This window comes from Halomonas sp. LBP4 (genome assembly GCF_003202205.1).
GTDB classification, from domain to species: domain Bacteria; phylum Pseudomonadota; class Gammaproteobacteria; order Pseudomonadales; family Halomonadaceae; genus Halomonas; species Halomonas flagellata.
The window spans coordinates 596,297-611,400 of the sequence record NZ_PDOG01000001.1 but is presented as its reverse complement, the minus strand read 5'-3'; the positions used below and the strand labels follow the sequence as shown (position 1 = coordinate 611,400).

The 15,104-nt window shown below is 68.4% G+C and carries 14 protein-coding genes; 8 read left to right on the top strand and 6 right to left on the bottom strand.

The genetic code is table 11. The features are described from left to right. Positions 1 to 69 precede the first annotated feature (69 nt). A complete protein-coding gene (locus CR157_RS02910) occupies positions 70 to 1,998 on the top strand; it encodes an ATP-binding cassette domain-containing protein (RefSeq protein ID WP_110282026.1) in 1,929 nt (642 codons plus the stop codon). A gap of 177 nt (positions 1,999 to 2,175) precedes the next feature. Here the strand turns inward: CR157_RS02910 and CR157_RS02905 are convergent, their stop codons facing one another. Further along, the gene (locus tag CR157_RS02905) at positions 2,176 to 2,631 is read right to left on the bottom strand and encodes a universal stress protein (protein ID WP_110282025.1); all 456 of its coding nucleotides are present in this window, start codon (positions 2,629 to 2,631) and stop codon (positions 2,176 to 2,178) included. 118 nt (positions 2,632 to 2,749) lie between these two features. Here CR157_RS02905 and CR157_RS02900 point away from each other — a divergent pair, with 118 nt between their 5' ends. After that, positions 2,750 to 3,280, top strand: coding sequence for a preprotein translocase subunit YajC (locus CR157_RS02900; protein WP_110282024.1), 531 nt, complete (start codon positions 2,750 to 2,752; stop codon positions 3,278 to 3,280). A gap of 6 nt (positions 3,281 to 3,286) precedes the next feature. On the opposite strand, the gene slyA is transcribed toward CR157_RS02900, so the two are convergent. Both slyA and CR157_RS02890 read right to left on the bottom strand, forming a co-directional pair. Continuing rightward, positions 3,287 to 3,730, bottom strand: a complete 444-nt coding sequence (slyA, locus tag CR157_RS02895; protein ID WP_110282023.1) for a transcriptional regulator SlyA — start codon at positions 3,728 to 3,730, stop codon at positions 3,287 to 3,289. Between the two features lie 65 nt (positions 3,731 to 3,795). Then, on the bottom strand, positions 3,796 to 5,145 hold the full coding sequence (locus tag CR157_RS02890) for a DUF5924 family protein (RefSeq protein WP_110282022.1): 1,350 nt from the start codon (positions 5,143 to 5,145) through the stop codon (positions 3,796 to 3,798). Between the two features lie 190 nt (positions 5,146 to 5,335). Between CR157_RS02890 and fadB the strand changes: the two genes are divergently transcribed. Next, positions 5,336 to 7,513 (top strand): fatty acid oxidation complex subunit alpha FadB, encoded by a 2,178-nt coding sequence (gene fadB / locus CR157_RS02885; protein ID WP_110282021.1) that lies wholly within the window; start codon positions 5,336 to 5,338, stop codon positions 7,511 to 7,513. 26 nt (positions 7,514 to 7,539) lie between these two features. Next, positions 7,540 to 8,718, top strand: coding sequence for an acetyl-CoA C-acyltransferase FadA (gene fadA, locus CR157_RS02880; RefSeq protein ID WP_110282020.1), 1,179 nt, complete (start codon positions 7,540 to 7,542; stop codon positions 8,716 to 8,718). A gap of 88 nt (positions 8,719 to 8,806) precedes the next feature. Here fadA and CR157_RS02875 read toward each other — a convergent pair whose 3' ends face one another. After that, complete coding sequence (locus CR157_RS02875; RefSeq protein WP_110282019.1) at positions 8,807 to 9,889, bottom strand: TAXI family TRAP transporter solute-binding subunit; 1,083 nt, start codon at positions 9,887 to 9,889, stop codon at positions 8,807 to 8,809. 166 nt (positions 9,890 to 10,055) lie between these two features. After that, a complete protein-coding gene (locus CR157_RS02870) occupies positions 10,056 to 10,517 on the bottom strand; it encodes a flavodoxin family protein (RefSeq protein WP_110282018.1) in 462 nt (153 codons plus the stop codon). A gap of 86 nt (positions 10,518 to 10,603) precedes the next feature. Here CR157_RS02870 and CR157_RS02865 point away from each other — a divergent pair, with 86 nt between their 5' ends. Beyond that, on the top strand, positions 10,604 to 11,080 hold the full coding sequence (locus CR157_RS02865) for a YbhB/YbcL family Raf kinase inhibitor-like protein (protein WP_110282017.1): 477 nt from the start codon (positions 10,604 to 10,606) through the stop codon (positions 11,078 to 11,080). A gap of 49 nt (positions 11,081 to 11,129) precedes the next feature. Here CR157_RS02865 and CR157_RS02860 read toward each other — a convergent pair whose 3' ends face one another. Then, positions 11,130 to 12,062 carry a 2-dehydropantoate 2-reductase gene (locus tag CR157_RS02860; RefSeq protein ID WP_110282016.1) on the bottom strand — a complete coding sequence of 311 codons (933 nt, stop codon included), beginning with the start codon at positions 12,060 to 12,062 and terminating at the stop codon, positions 11,130 to 11,132. 245 nt (positions 12,063 to 12,307) lie between these two features. On the opposite strand from CR157_RS02860, the gene CR157_RS22930 reads away from it, so the two are divergent. The 3 genes from CR157_RS22930 to CR157_RS02850 all read left to right on the top strand — a co-directional run bounded on the left by CR157_RS22930 (position 12,308) and on the right by CR157_RS02850 (position 15,069). Beyond that, positions 12,308 to 12,430: a hypothetical protein gene (locus CR157_RS22930; protein WP_258364047.1), complete on the top strand. Its 123-nt coding sequence runs from the start codon at positions 12,308 to 12,310 to the stop codon at positions 12,428 to 12,430. 153 nt (positions 12,431 to 12,583) lie between these two features. Beyond that, a complete protein-coding gene (locus tag CR157_RS02855) occupies positions 12,584 to 14,164 on the top strand; it encodes a thymidine phosphorylase family protein (protein ID WP_110282015.1) in 1,581 nt (526 codons plus the stop codon). Next, a complete protein-coding gene (locus CR157_RS02850; RefSeq protein WP_110282014.1) occupies positions 14,164 to 15,069 on the top strand; it encodes a ribose-phosphate diphosphokinase in 906 nt (301 codons plus the stop codon). Before CR157_RS02855 ends, CR157_RS02850 begins: the two co-directional genes overlap by 1 nt. Positions 15,070 to 15,104 lie beyond the last annotated feature (35 nt).

The following is a 15,104-nucleotide window of genomic DNA, read 5'->3' as shown; positions in this document are numbered from 1 at the left end:
GCGACCGGGATCACCTCGAGCCGGCCATGCGTTACACTAGCCGCCTTCGGAATGCGATGAGGTGAGCGAGTGACCCTGCTACGTCTGGAACGGCTGCAACTGTCCTATGGTACCCATGTGCTGCTCGACGGCGCCGACCTGGTGCTGGAGAAGGGCGAGCGCCTGGCGCTGGTGGGGCGCAACGGCACCGGCAAGTCGACCCTGCTCAAGCTGGTCGCCGGCGAGATCCTTCCCGACGGCGGCAGCATCTGGCGCGCGCCGGGGCTGAAGATCGGCGTGCTCGCCCAGGACCTGCCCGAGGCCACCGGCCAGACCATCTTCGACGCGGTCGCCGAGGGGCTGCCCGAGGCCGGCAAGCTGCTGTCCGAGTATCACCACCTGATTCACGAGGCCGACCCGGACATGCGTCGCATGGAGCAGCTGCAGACCCGGCTCGAGGCCATCGACGGCTGGACCTTCCACCAGCGCATCGACGTGGTGCTGACCCGCCTCGGCCTGCCGGCCGACGCCGAGATGGCCGCGCTCTCCGGTGGCTGGCGGCGCCGCGTGGCGCTGGCCCGGGCGCTGGTCGCCGAGCCCGACCTGCTGCTGCTCGACGAGCCGACCAACCACCTGGACCTCGACACCATCGCCTGGCTGGAAGAGCAGCTCGCCGCCTTCAACGGGGCGGTGCTGTTCATCACCCACGACCGGACCTTCCTGTCGAAGCTGGCCACGGCGATCCTCGAGCTCGACCGCGGGCGGCTGGGGCGTTACCCCGGCGACTACGCGAAATACCAGGAACAGAAGACCCATGAGCTGGAGGTCGAGGCCCGCGAGAACGCCGAGTTCGACAAGAAGCTGGCCCAGGAGGAGGCGTGGATCCGCCAGGGCATCAAGGCCCGGCGCACCCGCAACGAGGGGCGTGTGCGGGCGCTGGAGCAGCTGCGCCGCGAACGCAGCGAGCGTCGCGAGCGCCAGGGCAAGGCCAATCTGTCGGTGGACAGCGGCGAGCGCACCGGCAAGCGGGTGGTCGAGCTGAAGGGCGTCTCCCGGTATTTCGGCAACGAGGCGGTGATCCGCGACCTCAGCCTGGAGATCCAGCGTGGCGACCGCATCGGCTTCATCGGCCGCAACGGTGCCGGCAAGACCACCCTGCTGAAGATCCTGCTCGGCGAGCTCGAGCCCACCGAGGGCCAGGTGCAGTTCGGCACCAAGCTGCAGGTGGCCTACTTCGACCAGCTGCGTGCGGGGCTCGAGCCCGAGAAGAGCGTCTACGACAACGTGGCCCAGGGCAGCGACCGGGTCACGGTGGGGGGCCGGGACCGCCACGTGATGAGCTACCTGCAGGACTTCCTGTTCACCCCGGAGCGGGTGCGCCAGCCGGTCAAGGCACTCTCCGGCGGCGAATCGAACCGCCTGCTGCTGGCCAAGCTGTTCACCCAGCCGGCCAACGTGCTGGTGCTCGACGAGCCGACCAACGACCTCGACGTCGAGACCCTGGAGCTGCTCGAGGAGCTGCTGCTCGACTTCGACGGCACCCTGCTGCTGGTCTCCCATGACCGCGCCTTCATGGACAACGTGGTGACCAGCGTGCTGGCCTTCGAGGGGGAGGGGCGGGTGCGCGAGTACGTGGGCGGCTACAGCGACTGGGTGCGCCAGGGCGGCAAGCTGCCCCCGGCCCCCTGGGAGGGTGCGGCGCGCCAGGGGGCCGAGCCGGCCCGGACCACCGAGGAGATGGCCGGACAGGCGAAGCCGGCCCCGAAGGCGACGGCGGTGAGGAAGCCGGCCAAGCTCTCCTACAAGCTGCAGCGCGAGCTCGACGGCCTGCCGGCCGAGATCGAGCGGCTCGAAGCCGAGGTGGCCGTGTTCGAGGCCCGGGTGGGGGAGCCGTCGTTCTACCAGCAGGATGCCGAGCGCGTCACAGCGACCCTGCAGGCGCTGAGTGACCGGCAGGCCGAGCTGGATGCCGCCATGGAGCGGTGGATGGAGCTGGAGGCGATGGCGGCTGGAGAGTAAGAAAGCGATGATTCGCTACTGCGCTCGATATCCTGACCGCCGGCGGTGCTCGCCATCCTCATGTAGCAGGCTACACTCCGGTGGCTGCGCTCCGGCGGCGGTCAGCCTACCTTCGCTCGTGACGCGAATCCTTCGCTTTCTAAAGGATGATGTGACTGATACTCGGAAAGAAGGAGCCTACTCGGCGCTCTCCTCCCCCTTCTTCCCCACGCGCACGGCGAGCACGTCGCACTGGGCACCGTGCAGCACGCCGGTGGAGGTGGAGCCCAGCAGCAGGGCGAAGCCATGGCGGCCGTGGGAGCCGACCACGATCAGGTCGACCCCCTGTTCCTCGGCGAAACGGTGGATCTCGGTGTCGGGCATGCCCACCAGGACGTGCTGGTCCTCTCTGGCCACGTGGGGGTCGGCGATCTCGGCCAGGCGCTGCTTGGCGTGTTCGTCGAGCTGGTCCTGGATGCTGGTAAGATCCATGGGGATGTCGCCGCCATAGGCGAAGCCCAGCGGCTCGAGGGTGTGCATGATCGAGAGCTTGGCCTCGTTGCGTTCGGCGATCTGTACGGCGCGTTCCAGTACCTTGTGGGAGTCCTTGGTCAGGTCGACGGCGACCAGGACGTGACGATACTCGTTGCTCATGGTGTGGATCTCCGGCAGACGTCCAGCAACTGGTGATGCTTCCACTCTAGGACGCCTGACGAACCACGACAACGACTTGCATCAAGATTTGCGCATCAAGCGCCATTCGGGAGAGAGCATGACCTGGCTGATCATACTGTTCGTTCTGATGCTGGTGGTCTCGCCGGTGATGTGGCTCAGGCCGAGCCCGCGCCAGCGACGGGTCGCCGACCTGCGCAGCGAAGCGATGAAGACCGGCCTCTCGATCAAGCTGGAGGCGCCGCCGCTGCACGACACCCGAACCGCCATGCCGGCCTACCGCTGGCACTATCCCCAGGAACGGCCCGGCCCGGACTTCGTGCTGGTACGCGACAGCGAGTCCGCCGACTCGCTCAAGCCCTATGCTCACGGCTGGCGCTGGCGCAAGGAGCCGTTGCGGCCACTGCCCGAGGCCCTCGAGGAGCGCTTCAGGGGGCTGCTGTCGCGACTGCCCCGGGATGCCCTGGTGATTGAGTCGAATCACCGCGCCCTGACCCTCTGGTGGTGGGAGTCCCAGGACTTTTCGCGTTTCGCCACCTACCTGGAGGACTTCACGGCCCTGCGCGACGGCCTGGCCGGGCGCCCCGACGACCCCGGGATGTCGGACGTTTCCGTCGGTCGCCGGACGTGACGGGCCTCAGTCGCTCGCTTCGCGGGCCTGGATGGCCAGGCCGTTGTCCTCGATGCGTGAGAGCAGGCCGGCGAGCTGCTCCACGTCCTCGTCGCTGAGCCCGGCCAGCATCTCGGTACGGGCCTGGGTCACCACCGCATCGATGCGCTCGAGAAGAGGCGTGGCTTCGGGGGTGAGGTAGACACGCTTGGTGCGGCGGTCCTGGTCGCAGGGCTGGCGCGCGATCAGCCCCTGCTCGGAGAGCTGGTCCAGGGTGCGCACCAGCGACGGGGCCTCGACACCGATGGCACGGGCCAGGTCGCACTGGGGCTGGCCGTCGCCGAGTCGCCACAGGGTGTAGAGGGTGACCCAGCGGGTCTGGGTCAGCCCCAGAGGGGCCAGACGTTGATCGATGACGGCGCGCCACAGACGCGGGACTCGGGTCAGCTGTAAGCCGATGTTCTGATGCATGGGACTCTGGGTTCCGGTTGGCTTCGCTGGATTGTCCGTAGACCCAGCGTGTAATGCAAGCACGCTTACCGTTCGTCTGCCGCCGGATCGTCCTCGTCGGCCGCCCGTGCCGCGGCGTCTGCCTCGCTGGCTTCCTCCCCGGCACGACGCTCGGCAGCCTCTTCACGACCTTCCGCCGGTGCGGCGTCACCATCGGTCTCGTCCCGATCCGTCTCCTCGGTGCTGCGTCCTTCCCGCGGGGCGTCGTCCGCTTCCGAAGCCGCCTGCCCCTGGCCCGGTATCAGCCGGCGCCAGTCGAGCCCGGGCAGCCCCGGGGGCGACTGGATACGTCCGTCGGCCAGGGTCCCGCTCTTTTCGTTCACCGTGAAGCGCAGCACGCCGATGCGCTGGCCGCTGTCGGTCATCACGTCGATACGCCAGCGGCCCGCCACGTGCTCGGGGAAGTTCTGCTTGTGACTCCAGGCCCGGTAGCCCTGTTCGCGCCCGCCCTCGATCACCAGCGGGATCCGGTCGATCGCCTCGCCCTCGTGCCGCCAGACGTGGAAGACCTCCTCGCGCAACCCGCGCGGTGCGCGGATCGCCGTGTAGGCATAGAGGCCGGAGGCCTGCAGCGCCCGGGGGGTCAGGCGCAGGCTGTCGCGGGGCTCGCGGGCTTCGGTGTCGAAGCTGGGCGAGAGTGCCGTGGCGGTGATCCAGAGGTTCGCCGGCGGCACCCAGACCCGGCCGGCCCAGGCCAGGGTGGCCAGCATGCCCACGAGGGCGAGTAACGCCAGCCAGCCGCGAGGCCGACGGGGATGGAACAGGTGCAGCAGGCTCGGCAGGCTGAAGAGCAGCATGGCGGCCAGCGCCAGCTTGAGGCTCTGCCCGGTGCTCAGATGCAGCAGGGTCGGCAGGGTCACCAGCACCACCAGGAAGACGCATTGGGCGTGGAAGGCGAAGTAGAGCCAGCGCTGGCGATCGGCCAGCTTGTAATAGAGGGGGTCGAGAATCGAGAGTACCGCCATGGCCAGTAACAGCAGGGTGAACAGCGCCTGGCCGCTGGCCCAGACGGTGGTGGCCAGCAGGAACGGCAGGCAGAAGAACAGGGTCTCCTGGTGGATCATCTGGGCGATGAAGGTGGTGACCCCGCGGGGCAGGGTGGGATAGCCGCGGCGGGCCATGAGGCGGCCGATCAGGCTCTCCGAGAGCAGCAGCAACCAGGCCAGCAGCATCCCCAGGGCGAGCAGCGCTCCCAGCCATTGCTGGCGGTCGACCAGGAAGAAGCTACCAAGCCCGGCGGCGAAGGCGATCGGCGGCCACAGCCAACTCCAGGGACGAATATGCTCGATCAACCGCTCGATGCGTTCATGCAGCCGGTGCAGCCGCGGTGAGTCGAGGCTGGCGGGGGCCGGGGAGGAACCGGAGGGAGGAGGCATAGGCGTGTCGACTACCCTGAACAGAACCAGACTCGGATCCTACCAGCTTGGTCCGGGCGACGGGGACCTGTCATATCGTCGCGGGTCGTCGTGGCGGGCGGGGCAAGGAGAGCGGGGGCTTGACGTCGCCGTCGGAGTGGACCAAGCTGTGCGCATTCAAACGGTCGTATGAAATCGTGGAGATTCGCGGATGATCTATCAAGGCAAGGCCATCTCGGTGGCGCGCAGCGGCGACGACATCGCCACGCTCACCTTCGATCTGAAGGACGAGTCCATCAACAAGCTCTCCAGCGCGGTGGTTGCCGAGCTGGAAGAGGTGGTCGAGGCGCTCCAGGCCGAGAGCGGCCTCGCGGGGCTGGTGATCGGCAGTGCCAAGGACGTCTTCATCGTCGGTGCCGACATCACCGAGTTCCATGGCATGTTCGAGCAGGGAGAGGACCAGATCGAGGCCATGCTCGAGCGGGTGCATGGCATCTTCAACGCCATCGAGGACCTGCCGTTCCCCACCGTCACCGCCATCAACGGCCTGGCGCTGGGTGGCGGCTGCGAGGTGGCCCTGGCCACCGACTTCCGCGTGATGGCCGAGGGCGCGAAGTTCGGCCTGCCCGAGACCAAGCTGGGCATCCTGCCGGGCTGGGGCGGCTGCGTGCGCCTGCCGCGCCTGATCGGCGCCGACAACGCCATCGAGTGGATCGCCGGCGGCAGCGAGAACAAGGCGGCCGACGCCCTGAAGATGGGCGCCGTGGACGTCGTGGTGCCGGGCGAGGAACTCGAGGCGGCGGCGCTGGACATCCTGGCCCGGGCCAAAGCCGGCGATCTCGACTACCTGGCCCGCCGGGAGGAGAAGACCGGCCCGCTGAAGCTGGGTCCCATCGAGCAGATGATGGCCTTCGAGACCGCCAAGGGCTATGTGGCCGGCAAGGCGGGCCCGCACTACCCGGCACCTATCGAAGCGATCAAGGTGATTCAGAAGGGCGCCGGCGAGGCGCGCGGCCGCGCCCAGGCGATCGAGGCCAAGGCCTTCGCCAAGCTGGCCCTGACCGAGGTCTGCTACAACCTGGTGGGGCTCTTCCTCAACGACCAGCTGGTCAAGAAGAAGGCCGGCAAGTACGAGAAGCAGGCCCAAGCCGTCAAGCAGAGCGCGGTGCTGGGCGCCGGCATTATGGGCGGCGGCATCGCCTACCAGAGCGCCTCCAAGGGCACGCCGATCCTGATGAAGGACATCAAGGGCGAGGCCATCGAGCTGGGGCTCAGGGAGGCCCGCAAGCTGTTCGCCAAGCAGGTCGAACGGGGCAAGCTGACCACCGAGCAGATGGCCGAGCGGCTCACCAACATCCGCCCGACCCTCTCCTATGGCGACTTCGGCAGCGTCGACCTGGTGGTCGAGGCGGTGGTCGAGAACCCCAAGGTCAAGGAGGCGGTGCTCACCGAGGTGGAAGGCGTGGTCGGCGAGGGGACCATCCTCACCTCCAACACCTCGACGATCTCGATCACTCGCCTGGCCAGGAACCTCGAGCGCCCGGAGAACTTCTGCGGCATGCACTTCTTCAACCCGGTGCACCGCATGCCGTTGGTCGAGGTGATCCGCGGCGAGAAGACCGGTGACGCCGCCGTGGCGGCCACCGTGGCCTACGCCCGCGCCATGGGCAAGACGCCCATCGTGGTCAACGACTGCCCGGGGTTCCTGGTCAATCGCGTGCTCTTCCCCTACTTCGGCGGCTTCAGCCAACTGGTCGAGCAGGGCGCCGACTTCCAGCGCGTCGACAAGGTGATGGAGAAGTTCGGCTGGCCCATGGGCCCCGCCTACCTGCTCGACGTGGTCGGCATGGACACCGCGGTGCACGCGGGCGAGGTGATGGCCGAAGGCTTCCCGGAGCGCATGGCCAGCATGGGCGGCGAGGGTGGCAAGAGTGTCATCCAACTGATGGTCGAGAAGGAGCGCCTGGGCCAGAAGAACGACAAGGGCTTCTACGCCTATGAGGAAGACAGGAAGGGCAAGCCGCGGAAGGTCAGCGACGAGGCCGCCATCGAGCTGGTCAAGGGCGTGGCCAAGGAGCGCCGCGAGTTCAGCGACGAGGAGATCATCGCCCGCATGATGGTGCCGCTGTGCCTGGAGACGGTGCGTTGCCTCGAGGATGGCATCGTGGGCAGCGCCGCAGAAGCCGATATGGCGCTGATCTACGGCATCGGCTTCCCGCCGTTCCGCGGTGGCGCACTGCGCTACATCGACGCCATGGGCGTGGTGGCGTTCGTCGAACGGGCCGAGGGGCTGGCCGAGGAACTGGGACCGCTCTACGCCCCCACCGACAGGCTGCGCCAGATGGCCCAGGCCGGCGAGCGCTTCTATTCCACCAAGACCCAGGGCTGAACCCACCACGAACAGGAGATGGAAGAATGAATTTGAATCCGAGAGACATCGTGGTGGTCGACGCCGTGCGTACCGCCATGGCCAAGGCGAAGAACGGTGCCTTCCGCCACGTGCGCGCCGAGAACCTCTCCGCCGCCGTCATGCAGGCGCTATTCGAGCGCAACCCGGGCCTCGACCCGGCCGAGGTCGACGACGTGATCTGGGGGTGCGTCAACCAGACCCTCGAGCAGGGCTACAACATCGCCCGCAACGCCGCGGTCATGACCGGCATCCCGAGCAGCGTGCCGGCCCAGACCGTCAACCGCCTGTGCGGCTCCTCGATGAGTGCGCTGCATATCGCCGCGGCCAACATCAAGGCCGGCATGGGCGATTTCTACATCATCGGTGGCGTCGAGCACATGGAGCACGTCTCCATGATGCACGGCGCCGACGTCAACCCGGCGGTCAGCAAGCACACCGCCAAGGCCGCCATGATGATGGGCCTGACCGCCGAGCTGCTGGGCAAGATGCACGGCGTCACCCGCGAGGAGCAGGATCGGTTCGGCGTGCGCTCCCACCAGCGCGCCCAGGCCGCCATGGAGAAGGGTTACTTCGACAACGAGATCATCGGCATCGAGGGCCACGACCAGCGCGGCTTCAAGGTGCGGGTCGACCGCGACGAGGTGATCCGCGCCGATGCCAGCCTGGAGAAGATGGCCGAGCTCAAGCCGGTCTTCGACCCGCGGGGGGGCACCGTCACCGCCGGTACCTCCTCGGCGCTCTCCGTGGGTGCCGCCGGCATGGCGGTGATGAGCCACGAGCGCGCCCTGGCCCTGGGCCTCACCCCCATCGCCCGGGTGCTCTCCACCGGGGTGGCCGGCTGCGATCCCTCGATCATGGGCTACGGCCCGGTGCCGGCCTCGAAGAGGGCGCTCAAGACGGCGGGATTGACCAGCGACGACATCCAGACCGTAGAGCTCAACGAGGCCTTCGCCGCTCAGGGGATACCGGTGCTCAAGGACCTCGGGTTCCTCGATGCCCTGGACGACAAGGTCAACCTCAACGGCGGTGCCATCGCCCTGGGCCACCCGCTGGGCTGCTCCGGGGCACGCATCTGCACCACCCTGCTCAACGTGATGCAGCAGCGTGACACCACCCTCGGTCTGGCCACCATGTGCATCGGCATGGGGCAGGGCGTGGCCACCGTCTTCGAGCGGCTGAAGTAGCAGCAGAGCGACACCGGCCTGCAGCACGCCCCTGAACGACGGCACCCCGCGGGGTGCCGTCGTCGTTGGTGGCAGGCCATTTCGTTGCTCAGTCGGTGCCCTCGCCCCCGTCGTCCGGCTCGTCGGGCGCCGTCTCTTCCGCGGTATCCTCGCTCTCGTCGGGGGTGTCGTCCTCATCCTCGTCGCCCTCGATCCAGCCGCGCTCCCGGTAGTAGCGCAGGGCGCCCTCGTGCAGCGGGGCCGTGAGTCCTTCCCGGATCATCGACTCGACCGTCAGTTCGCCATAGGCTGGATGGAAGGACTTGAAGTGATCGAGATCGTCGAAGACCGCCGCGACGATGGTATGGATGGTCTCGGGGTCGGTTTCCGCCGAGGCGACCAGGGTGGCCCTCACGCCGAAGGTCTCGACGGCCGGCTGGTCGGGAGCGTAGATGCCGGCGGGAATCGTGGTCCGGGTGAAATAGGGGGTCTCCTCGACCAGTCGGTCGACCGCCTCGCCACCCACGTCGATGATGGCCGCGTCGCAGAGCCGGATCGCCTGTGCCACCGAATCATTGGGATGCCCCACCGTATAGACCATGGCATCGACGTTGCCGTGGCACAGCTCCAGCGACTGCTGGTCGGCGGGCAGGTCGTTGGCCAGGCTGAAGTCATCGAGGGTCCAGCCCTTGGTCTCGAGCAGTTTCATCATGGTACCGCGCTGGCCCGAGCCGGGGTTGCCGACATTGACGGCACGCTGTCGCAGGTCGTCGAACTCCCGGATGCCGCTGTCGCGGCGGACCACCAGGGTGAAGGGTTCGCCATGGACCGAGAAGAGCGACCGCAGCGAGTCGTCCGGCCCGACATCGCTGAACCCCTCGATGCCCGAAACGGCATAATGCTGGAGGTCCGACTGGGCCAGGGCGACGGTCACCTCGCCCTCGCGCACTGCCTGGAGGTTCGCGGCCGAGCCGTCGCTGATCCGGGCGGTGCAGGGGGGCTCCAGCAGCCGGCAGAGGGCGCGTCCGGTGACATGGTAGACGCCGGCCGAACTCGCCGTGCCGATGATGATTCGCTCCTCGTCGGCGAAGCCGCCTCCCGGTATCAGCAGCCCGGCCAGCAGGCCCGCCAGGCAGCTGGCCCGGGCGAGACGAGCAGGGGCGCACGGCGGTGCTGTTCTGTCGGTGTGCATGGGCGTCCCTCCGTTGAGGTCATCGGCCCGCCGGGCGGCGGCGTGCGTGCCGTCAGGGAAGGTGCGCGAAGCCGAATGACCTCGCTCAAGCCAAGCATAGCCGCCTGCCCCGCACGGTGCCGCTCTCCGGCCACCTGGCACACCCGCTACTCGACGGGGGGATGCCTCACAGGATCCCGCTGTCGAGCCCGGCGGCGAGGTAGAGGCCGAGCTCCTCGACCTGGTCGGCGAATCCCTCCTGCCACTCGCCGCGCAGGATGAGCGGCTCCTGTGCCCATCGCCAGCGCAGCCCGGTAACGATGCTCTCCACCGCCCGGCGGGTGCCGGTGCCGTCACGGCCGGCGCGAATGTAGAGCGCGCAGGGCAGCCCCTGCTTCTCCTCCAACACCGGGTAGTAGCTGCGGTCGAAGAAGTCCTTCAGGGCGCCGCTCATGTAGCCGAGGTTCTCGGTAGTGCCCATCAGGATGGCATCGCAGGCGCGCACGTCGTCGGGTCCCGCCTCGAGCGGTGGCTTGACCACCACCTCGACGGCCTCGATGTCCGGGTGGCGGGCGCCGCGCTCGGCGGCCTCGCGCAGCCTGAGCGTATTGGGGGAGGGCGCATGGGCCACGATCAGCAGGCGTTTCATGATTTGACAGTCTATCCTCTTTCTCCGACGCTGAGGCGTCCCGCCCACGTAATCCGCCAACTCAACGAGCAAGGAGGTTGATCGTCATGGCCTTTGCACTTTCGACCATGCAACTGGAAAGCTCCGCCTTCAAGGCGCAGGGCGCGATCCCGGTGAAGCACACCGGCGAGGGCGAGGATGTCTCGCCGGCATTGGCCTGGCGCGATGCACCGGAGGGCACCAAGGGTTTCGCGGTGATCTGCCATGACCCGGATGCCCCCCTGGTGCAGAACGGCAGCTACGGCTTCGTGCACTGGGTGCTCTACAACCTGCCGGCATCGACCACCTCACTGGAGGAGGGCACCACGGCAGGCACCAGTGGCCTGAACGACTTCGGCAAGTCCAGTTACGGTGGCCCCATGCCCCCGGAGGGTCACGGCGTGCACCAGTACTACTTCTGGGTGCTGGCCCTGGACAAGGCCACCGATCTGCCGGAAGGGCTGTCGCTGGCCGAGCTGCTCAAGCAGGTCGAGCCTCACCTGCTGGGCATGAACCGGTTGGTGGGAACCTATCGGCGCGGCTAGGAGGCCGATCTCCCCCGCCGTGACGCGGCCTTCCCGTCACGGCGGAGCGTCATGCGTTCTCCCGGGCCTTTCTCTCCTGGGGCAGCAGGGCGGCGTGGATCACCGCATTGACCGGGGTGGCCACGCCGTACTGCAGTCCAAGCCTCACCACGGCGCCGTTCTGGGACTCCAGCTCGGAGGGCCGACCGGCCATGATGTCACGCTGCATGGAGGCGGTGCTTTCGGGAGGCAGGGCGTCGATGAACTGCATCGCCCGGGCCACGGCGTCGCCCGGTAGCGCCACCCCGCAGGCCCGGGCCACGGCCTCGATCTCGGCCAGTATCCGTTCGATCAGCGCGCGGGTCTCGGGCAGGGTGCGGGTCTCGCCGATCGTCGCGCGGCTGATGCTGCCGATGCCACTCATGGCGCAGATGAACAGGAACTTGCTCCACACGCTTGCCTGGATGTCGTCGGGGACCTCGGCGCTCACCCCCTCGGCCCTGTCGAAGGCGGCCTTGAGCCGGGCGGTGCGCTCGCTCGCCCGGTTGTCACGTTCGCCGAAGCGCACGAAGGGATCGACTCCGGCATGGCGGATATGACCCGGACTCTCACGCCAGGCGAGGATGCCGCACAGGCCGTCGAGCACCGGCCCCTTGCCCAGCACCCCGGCCAGGATGTCGGCCGCCTCGACGCCGTTCTCCAGTGGCACCACCAGGGTCTCGGGGCCGACCATGGGACGAATCGCCTCGGCGGCCTCATGCACCTGCCATGCCTTCACCGCGACCAGTACGCAGTCCACCACGCCCACGGCGGCGGGGTCATCGGTGGCGCTGGCCGGGGCAATGGTGACGTCACCCTTGATACTCGAGACCTTCAGTCCGTCGCGGCGGATGGCCGCCAGATGCTCACCGCGGGCGATGAAGGTGACCTCCTCGCCGGCCGCGGCCAGGCGTGCGCCGAGATAGCCGCCGACGCCACCGCTGCCCATGATCGCGACTCTCATGTCCTGTCCTGTCGGGTTTCATGTCTGTTCAGCCAGCCTAACGCCAAAGGCGGCGTCTCGCACCGGGTCACCGCGGCTGGTGCCGCATCGCCGGGCGGTGTAGGCCTTCCGGCCTCATCCGATCCTCCCGCAACCAGGACTCCCCCATGAAGCTGAAGTCCGAGTTCGTCAAGAAGGCCTGAGCACCTGACCCTGGGGCGGCAGGCCCTCCTGCTCGCCGACGAGACGGCACCGGCTCGCGCAACATGCTCGGCTACTTCCTGCACAACTCCAAAGTGGTGGGGTCGGCAGCGAACCGGCGAGATGGCTACTACTTCGACTTCTCGCGCTACCCGTTCGACAAGGCCCTGCTGGGCCGCGAGGTCTGAGAGGCCACGCCTTCGCCTCGGCAGGGGACGAGCCGGGCGCTCTTGCGCCCGATCAAATGACGCCTTATCGGGGCGCTGCTAGGATGGAGCCATCCGTCACACTCGTGACAGGGGGGCGGCCAGTGCGCCGGCTCCTGCTGCATGGAAGGCGCCATGAAGAAGACCCGCCCCGATGTCGACGCTCTGGACGATACCCTCTCGCCGCTCAAGCTGAAGCGCGTGGGCATCGACACCTACCGCGAGAACGTCGCCTACCTGCACCGCGACTGCGCGCTGTATCGTGCCGAGGGCTTCCAGGCGCTCTCCAAGGTCGAGGTGCGCGCCAACGGCCAGCGCATCCTGGCGAGCCTCAACGTGGTGGACGACACCGCCATCGTCGGTTGCGACCAGCTCGGTCTCTCGGAGGACGCCTACGCCTCGCTGGGGGCGGGGGAGGGCCACCCGGTCAGCGTCTCCCAGGCCGAGCCGCCGGCCTCGATTCCCGCCCTGCACCGCAAGCTCGTCGGCGAGCGTCTCTCCCGGGATGACTTCCGCGACATCATCCATGACATCGCCGAGCTGCGTTACTCCAAGATCGAATTGACCGCCTTCGTGGTCGCCTGCAACCGTGGCGAGCTCGACCGCGAGGAGGTGTTCTACCTCAGCGACGCCATGAGTCGCGTCGGACGCCGGCTCGACTGGCACGAACACCCGGTGGTCGACAAGCACTGCATCGGCGGCATTCCCGGCAACCGTACCTCCATGCTGGTGGTGCCCATCGTCGCCGCCCATGGCCTGCTCTGCCCCAAGACCTCGTCGCGGGCGATCACCTCGCCCTCGGGCACCGCCGACACCATGGAGGTGCTGGCCAGGGTGGACCTGCCCTTCGATGACCTGGGCGATATCGTGCGCACCCATCGTGGCTGCCTGGCCTGGGGCGGCACCAGCCAGCTCTCGCCCGCCGACGACGTGTTGATCTCGGTGGAGCGGCCGCTCGCCATCGACTCGCCCGGCCAGATGGTCGCCTCCATCCTCTCCAAGAAGGCCGCCGCCGGCTCCACCCATTTGCTGCTCGACATCCCCGTGGGGCCCCACGCCAAGGTGCGCTCGATGCCCGAGGCCCGGCAGCTGCGCCGGCTGTTCGAGTTCGTCGCCAAGTGCCTGGGGCTGACCCTGGACGTGGTGATCACCGACGGCAGCCAGCCCATCGGCCGTGGCATCGGCCCGGTGCTCGAGGCCCGCGACGTGATGCGCGTGCTCGCCAACCACCCCGAGGCGCCCATGGACCTGCGCCAGAAGTCGTTGCGCCTGGCCGGGCGGATGCTGGAGTTCGACCCCGACGTGCGCGGCGGCGACGGCTTCGGCATCGCCCGGGACATCCTCGACTCCGGCCGGGCACTCGAGAAGATGCAGGCGATCATCCGCGCCCAGGGCGAGAAGCCCTTCGACCCGGACGACCCGCCGCTGGCGCCCCAGAGCTTCGAGGTCGTGGCGCCCGCGGCCGGCGTGGTCACCGCCATCGATAACCTCAAGCTGGCGCGCATCGCCCACCTGGCCGGCGCCCCCATGGCCGCCGGTGCCGGGGTCGATGCGTTCGTGCGCATCGGCGATACGGTAGGGGCCGGCCAGCCGCTCTACCGCGTGCATGCCGCCTACCGCAACGAGCTTGCCTTCGCCCACCGGTCCAGCGAGCGCGACAGCGGTGTCACCCTCGGACGCGCCGACGAGATCACCCGTTTGAACGTGGAGTTCTGATGACCATTGCACTGCTCCATTTCCCCGACGAGGCGGCCCCCGCCACCCGCCTGGCCGAGACCGCCGGCCTGGCCGCCCATGCCGTCGACCGCCACCGCTTCCCCGACGAGGAGCTCAAACTCCGGCTTCCCTTCGCCGAGGCCGGCACCTTTCCCGACACCCTGGTGATCTACCGCAGCCTCGACCGCCCCAACGACAAGCTGATCGAGCTGCTGCTGCTCGCCCGCCATGCCCGGCGGCAGGGCGTGACACGCCTGGTGCTGGTGGCGCCATACCTGGCCTACATGCGCCAGGACATCGCCTTCCACCCCGGCGAGATCGTCAGCCAGACCATCGTCGGCGGCTTTCTCGCCGAGCTGTTCGACGCCGTGATCACCGTGGATCCGCACCTGCACCGCATCAATCGCCTCGACCAGGCGATCCCCATCGAGCACGCCATCGCGCTCTCCGGCGCACCACGCCTGGCCGAGCTGATCGCCAGGAAACGCCGCGAGGCGCTGCTGCTCGGCCCCGACGAGGAGGCGCGGCAGTGGGTGCAGGGTGCCGCCGAGGTCACCGGCTTCGACTTCGGCGTATGCCGCAAGGTGCGCCACGGCGACCGGGAGGTGGAGATCCAGCTTCCCGACCTGGACCTTTCCGGCCGCCGGGTGGTGCTGATGGACGACGTCGCCAGCTCCGGCCACACTCTCGCCCGCGCCGCCGAGCAAGTGCTCGCCGCCGGCGCCGCCTCGGTCGATGTGGCCATCACCCATGCGCTCTTCGCCGGCGATGCGCTGGCGGTGATCAAGGCCGCCGGCGTCGACGAGATCTGGAGCACCGACTGCATCGCCCACGAGAGCAACGCCATCGCCATGGCGCCGGAGCTGACCGAGGCGTTGGACCAGGTGCGGAGGAAAATCGGGTGACCATGCGACTCCCGCCTTGCGAGGCCATGGGGCGG

What these genes read in the sequence shown, in the direction of transcription:
- CR157_RS02870 (WP_110282018.1), bottom strand. Translation starts at nt 10,517, where the DNA reads ATGAAACGCCTGCTGATCGTGGCCCATGCGCCCTCCCCCAATACGCTC.
- CR157_RS02890 (WP_110282022.1), bottom strand. Translation starts at nt 5,145, where the DNA reads ATGCCTCCTCCCTCCGGTTCCTCCCCGGCCCCCGCCAGCCTCGACTCA.
- slyA (WP_110282023.1), bottom strand. Translation starts at nt 3,730, where the DNA reads ATGCATCAGAACATCGGCTTACAGCTGACCCGAGTCCCGCGTCTGTGG.
- CR157_RS02855 (WP_110282015.1), top strand. Translation starts at nt 12,584, where the DNA reads ATGAAGAAGACCCGCCCCGATGTCGACGCTCTGGACGATACCCTCTCG.
- CR157_RS22930 (WP_258364047.1), top strand. Translation starts at nt 12,308, where the DNA reads ATGCTCGGCTACTTCCTGCACAACTCCAAAGTGGTGGGGTCGGCAGCG.
- CR157_RS02860 (WP_110282016.1), bottom strand. Translation starts at nt 12,062, where the DNA reads ATGAGAGTCGCGATCATGGGCAGCGGTGGCGTCGGCGGCTATCTCGGC.
- CR157_RS02900 (WP_110282024.1), top strand. Translation starts at nt 2,750, where the DNA reads ATGACCTGGCTGATCATACTGTTCGTTCTGATGCTGGTGGTCTCGCCG.
- CR157_RS02865 (WP_110282017.1), top strand. Translation starts at nt 10,604, where the DNA reads ATGGCCTTTGCACTTTCGACCATGCAACTGGAAAGCTCCGCCTTCAAG.
- CR157_RS02875 (WP_110282019.1), bottom strand. Translation starts at nt 9,889, where the DNA reads ATGCACACCGACAGAACAGCACCGCCGTGCGCCCCTGCTCGTCTCGCC.
- CR157_RS02850 (WP_110282014.1), top strand. Translation starts at nt 14,164, where the DNA reads ATGACCATTGCACTGCTCCATTTCCCCGACGAGGCGGCCCCCGCCACC.
- fadA (WP_110282020.1), top strand. Translation starts at nt 7,540, where the DNA reads ATGAATTTGAATCCGAGAGACATCGTGGTGGTCGACGCCGTGCGTACC.
- fadB (WP_110282021.1), top strand. Translation starts at nt 5,336, where the DNA reads ATGATCTATCAAGGCAAGGCCATCTCGGTGGCGCGCAGCGGCGACGAC.
- CR157_RS02905 (WP_110282025.1), bottom strand. Translation starts at nt 2,631, where the DNA reads ATGAGCAACGAGTATCGTCACGTCCTGGTCGCCGTCGACCTGACCAAG.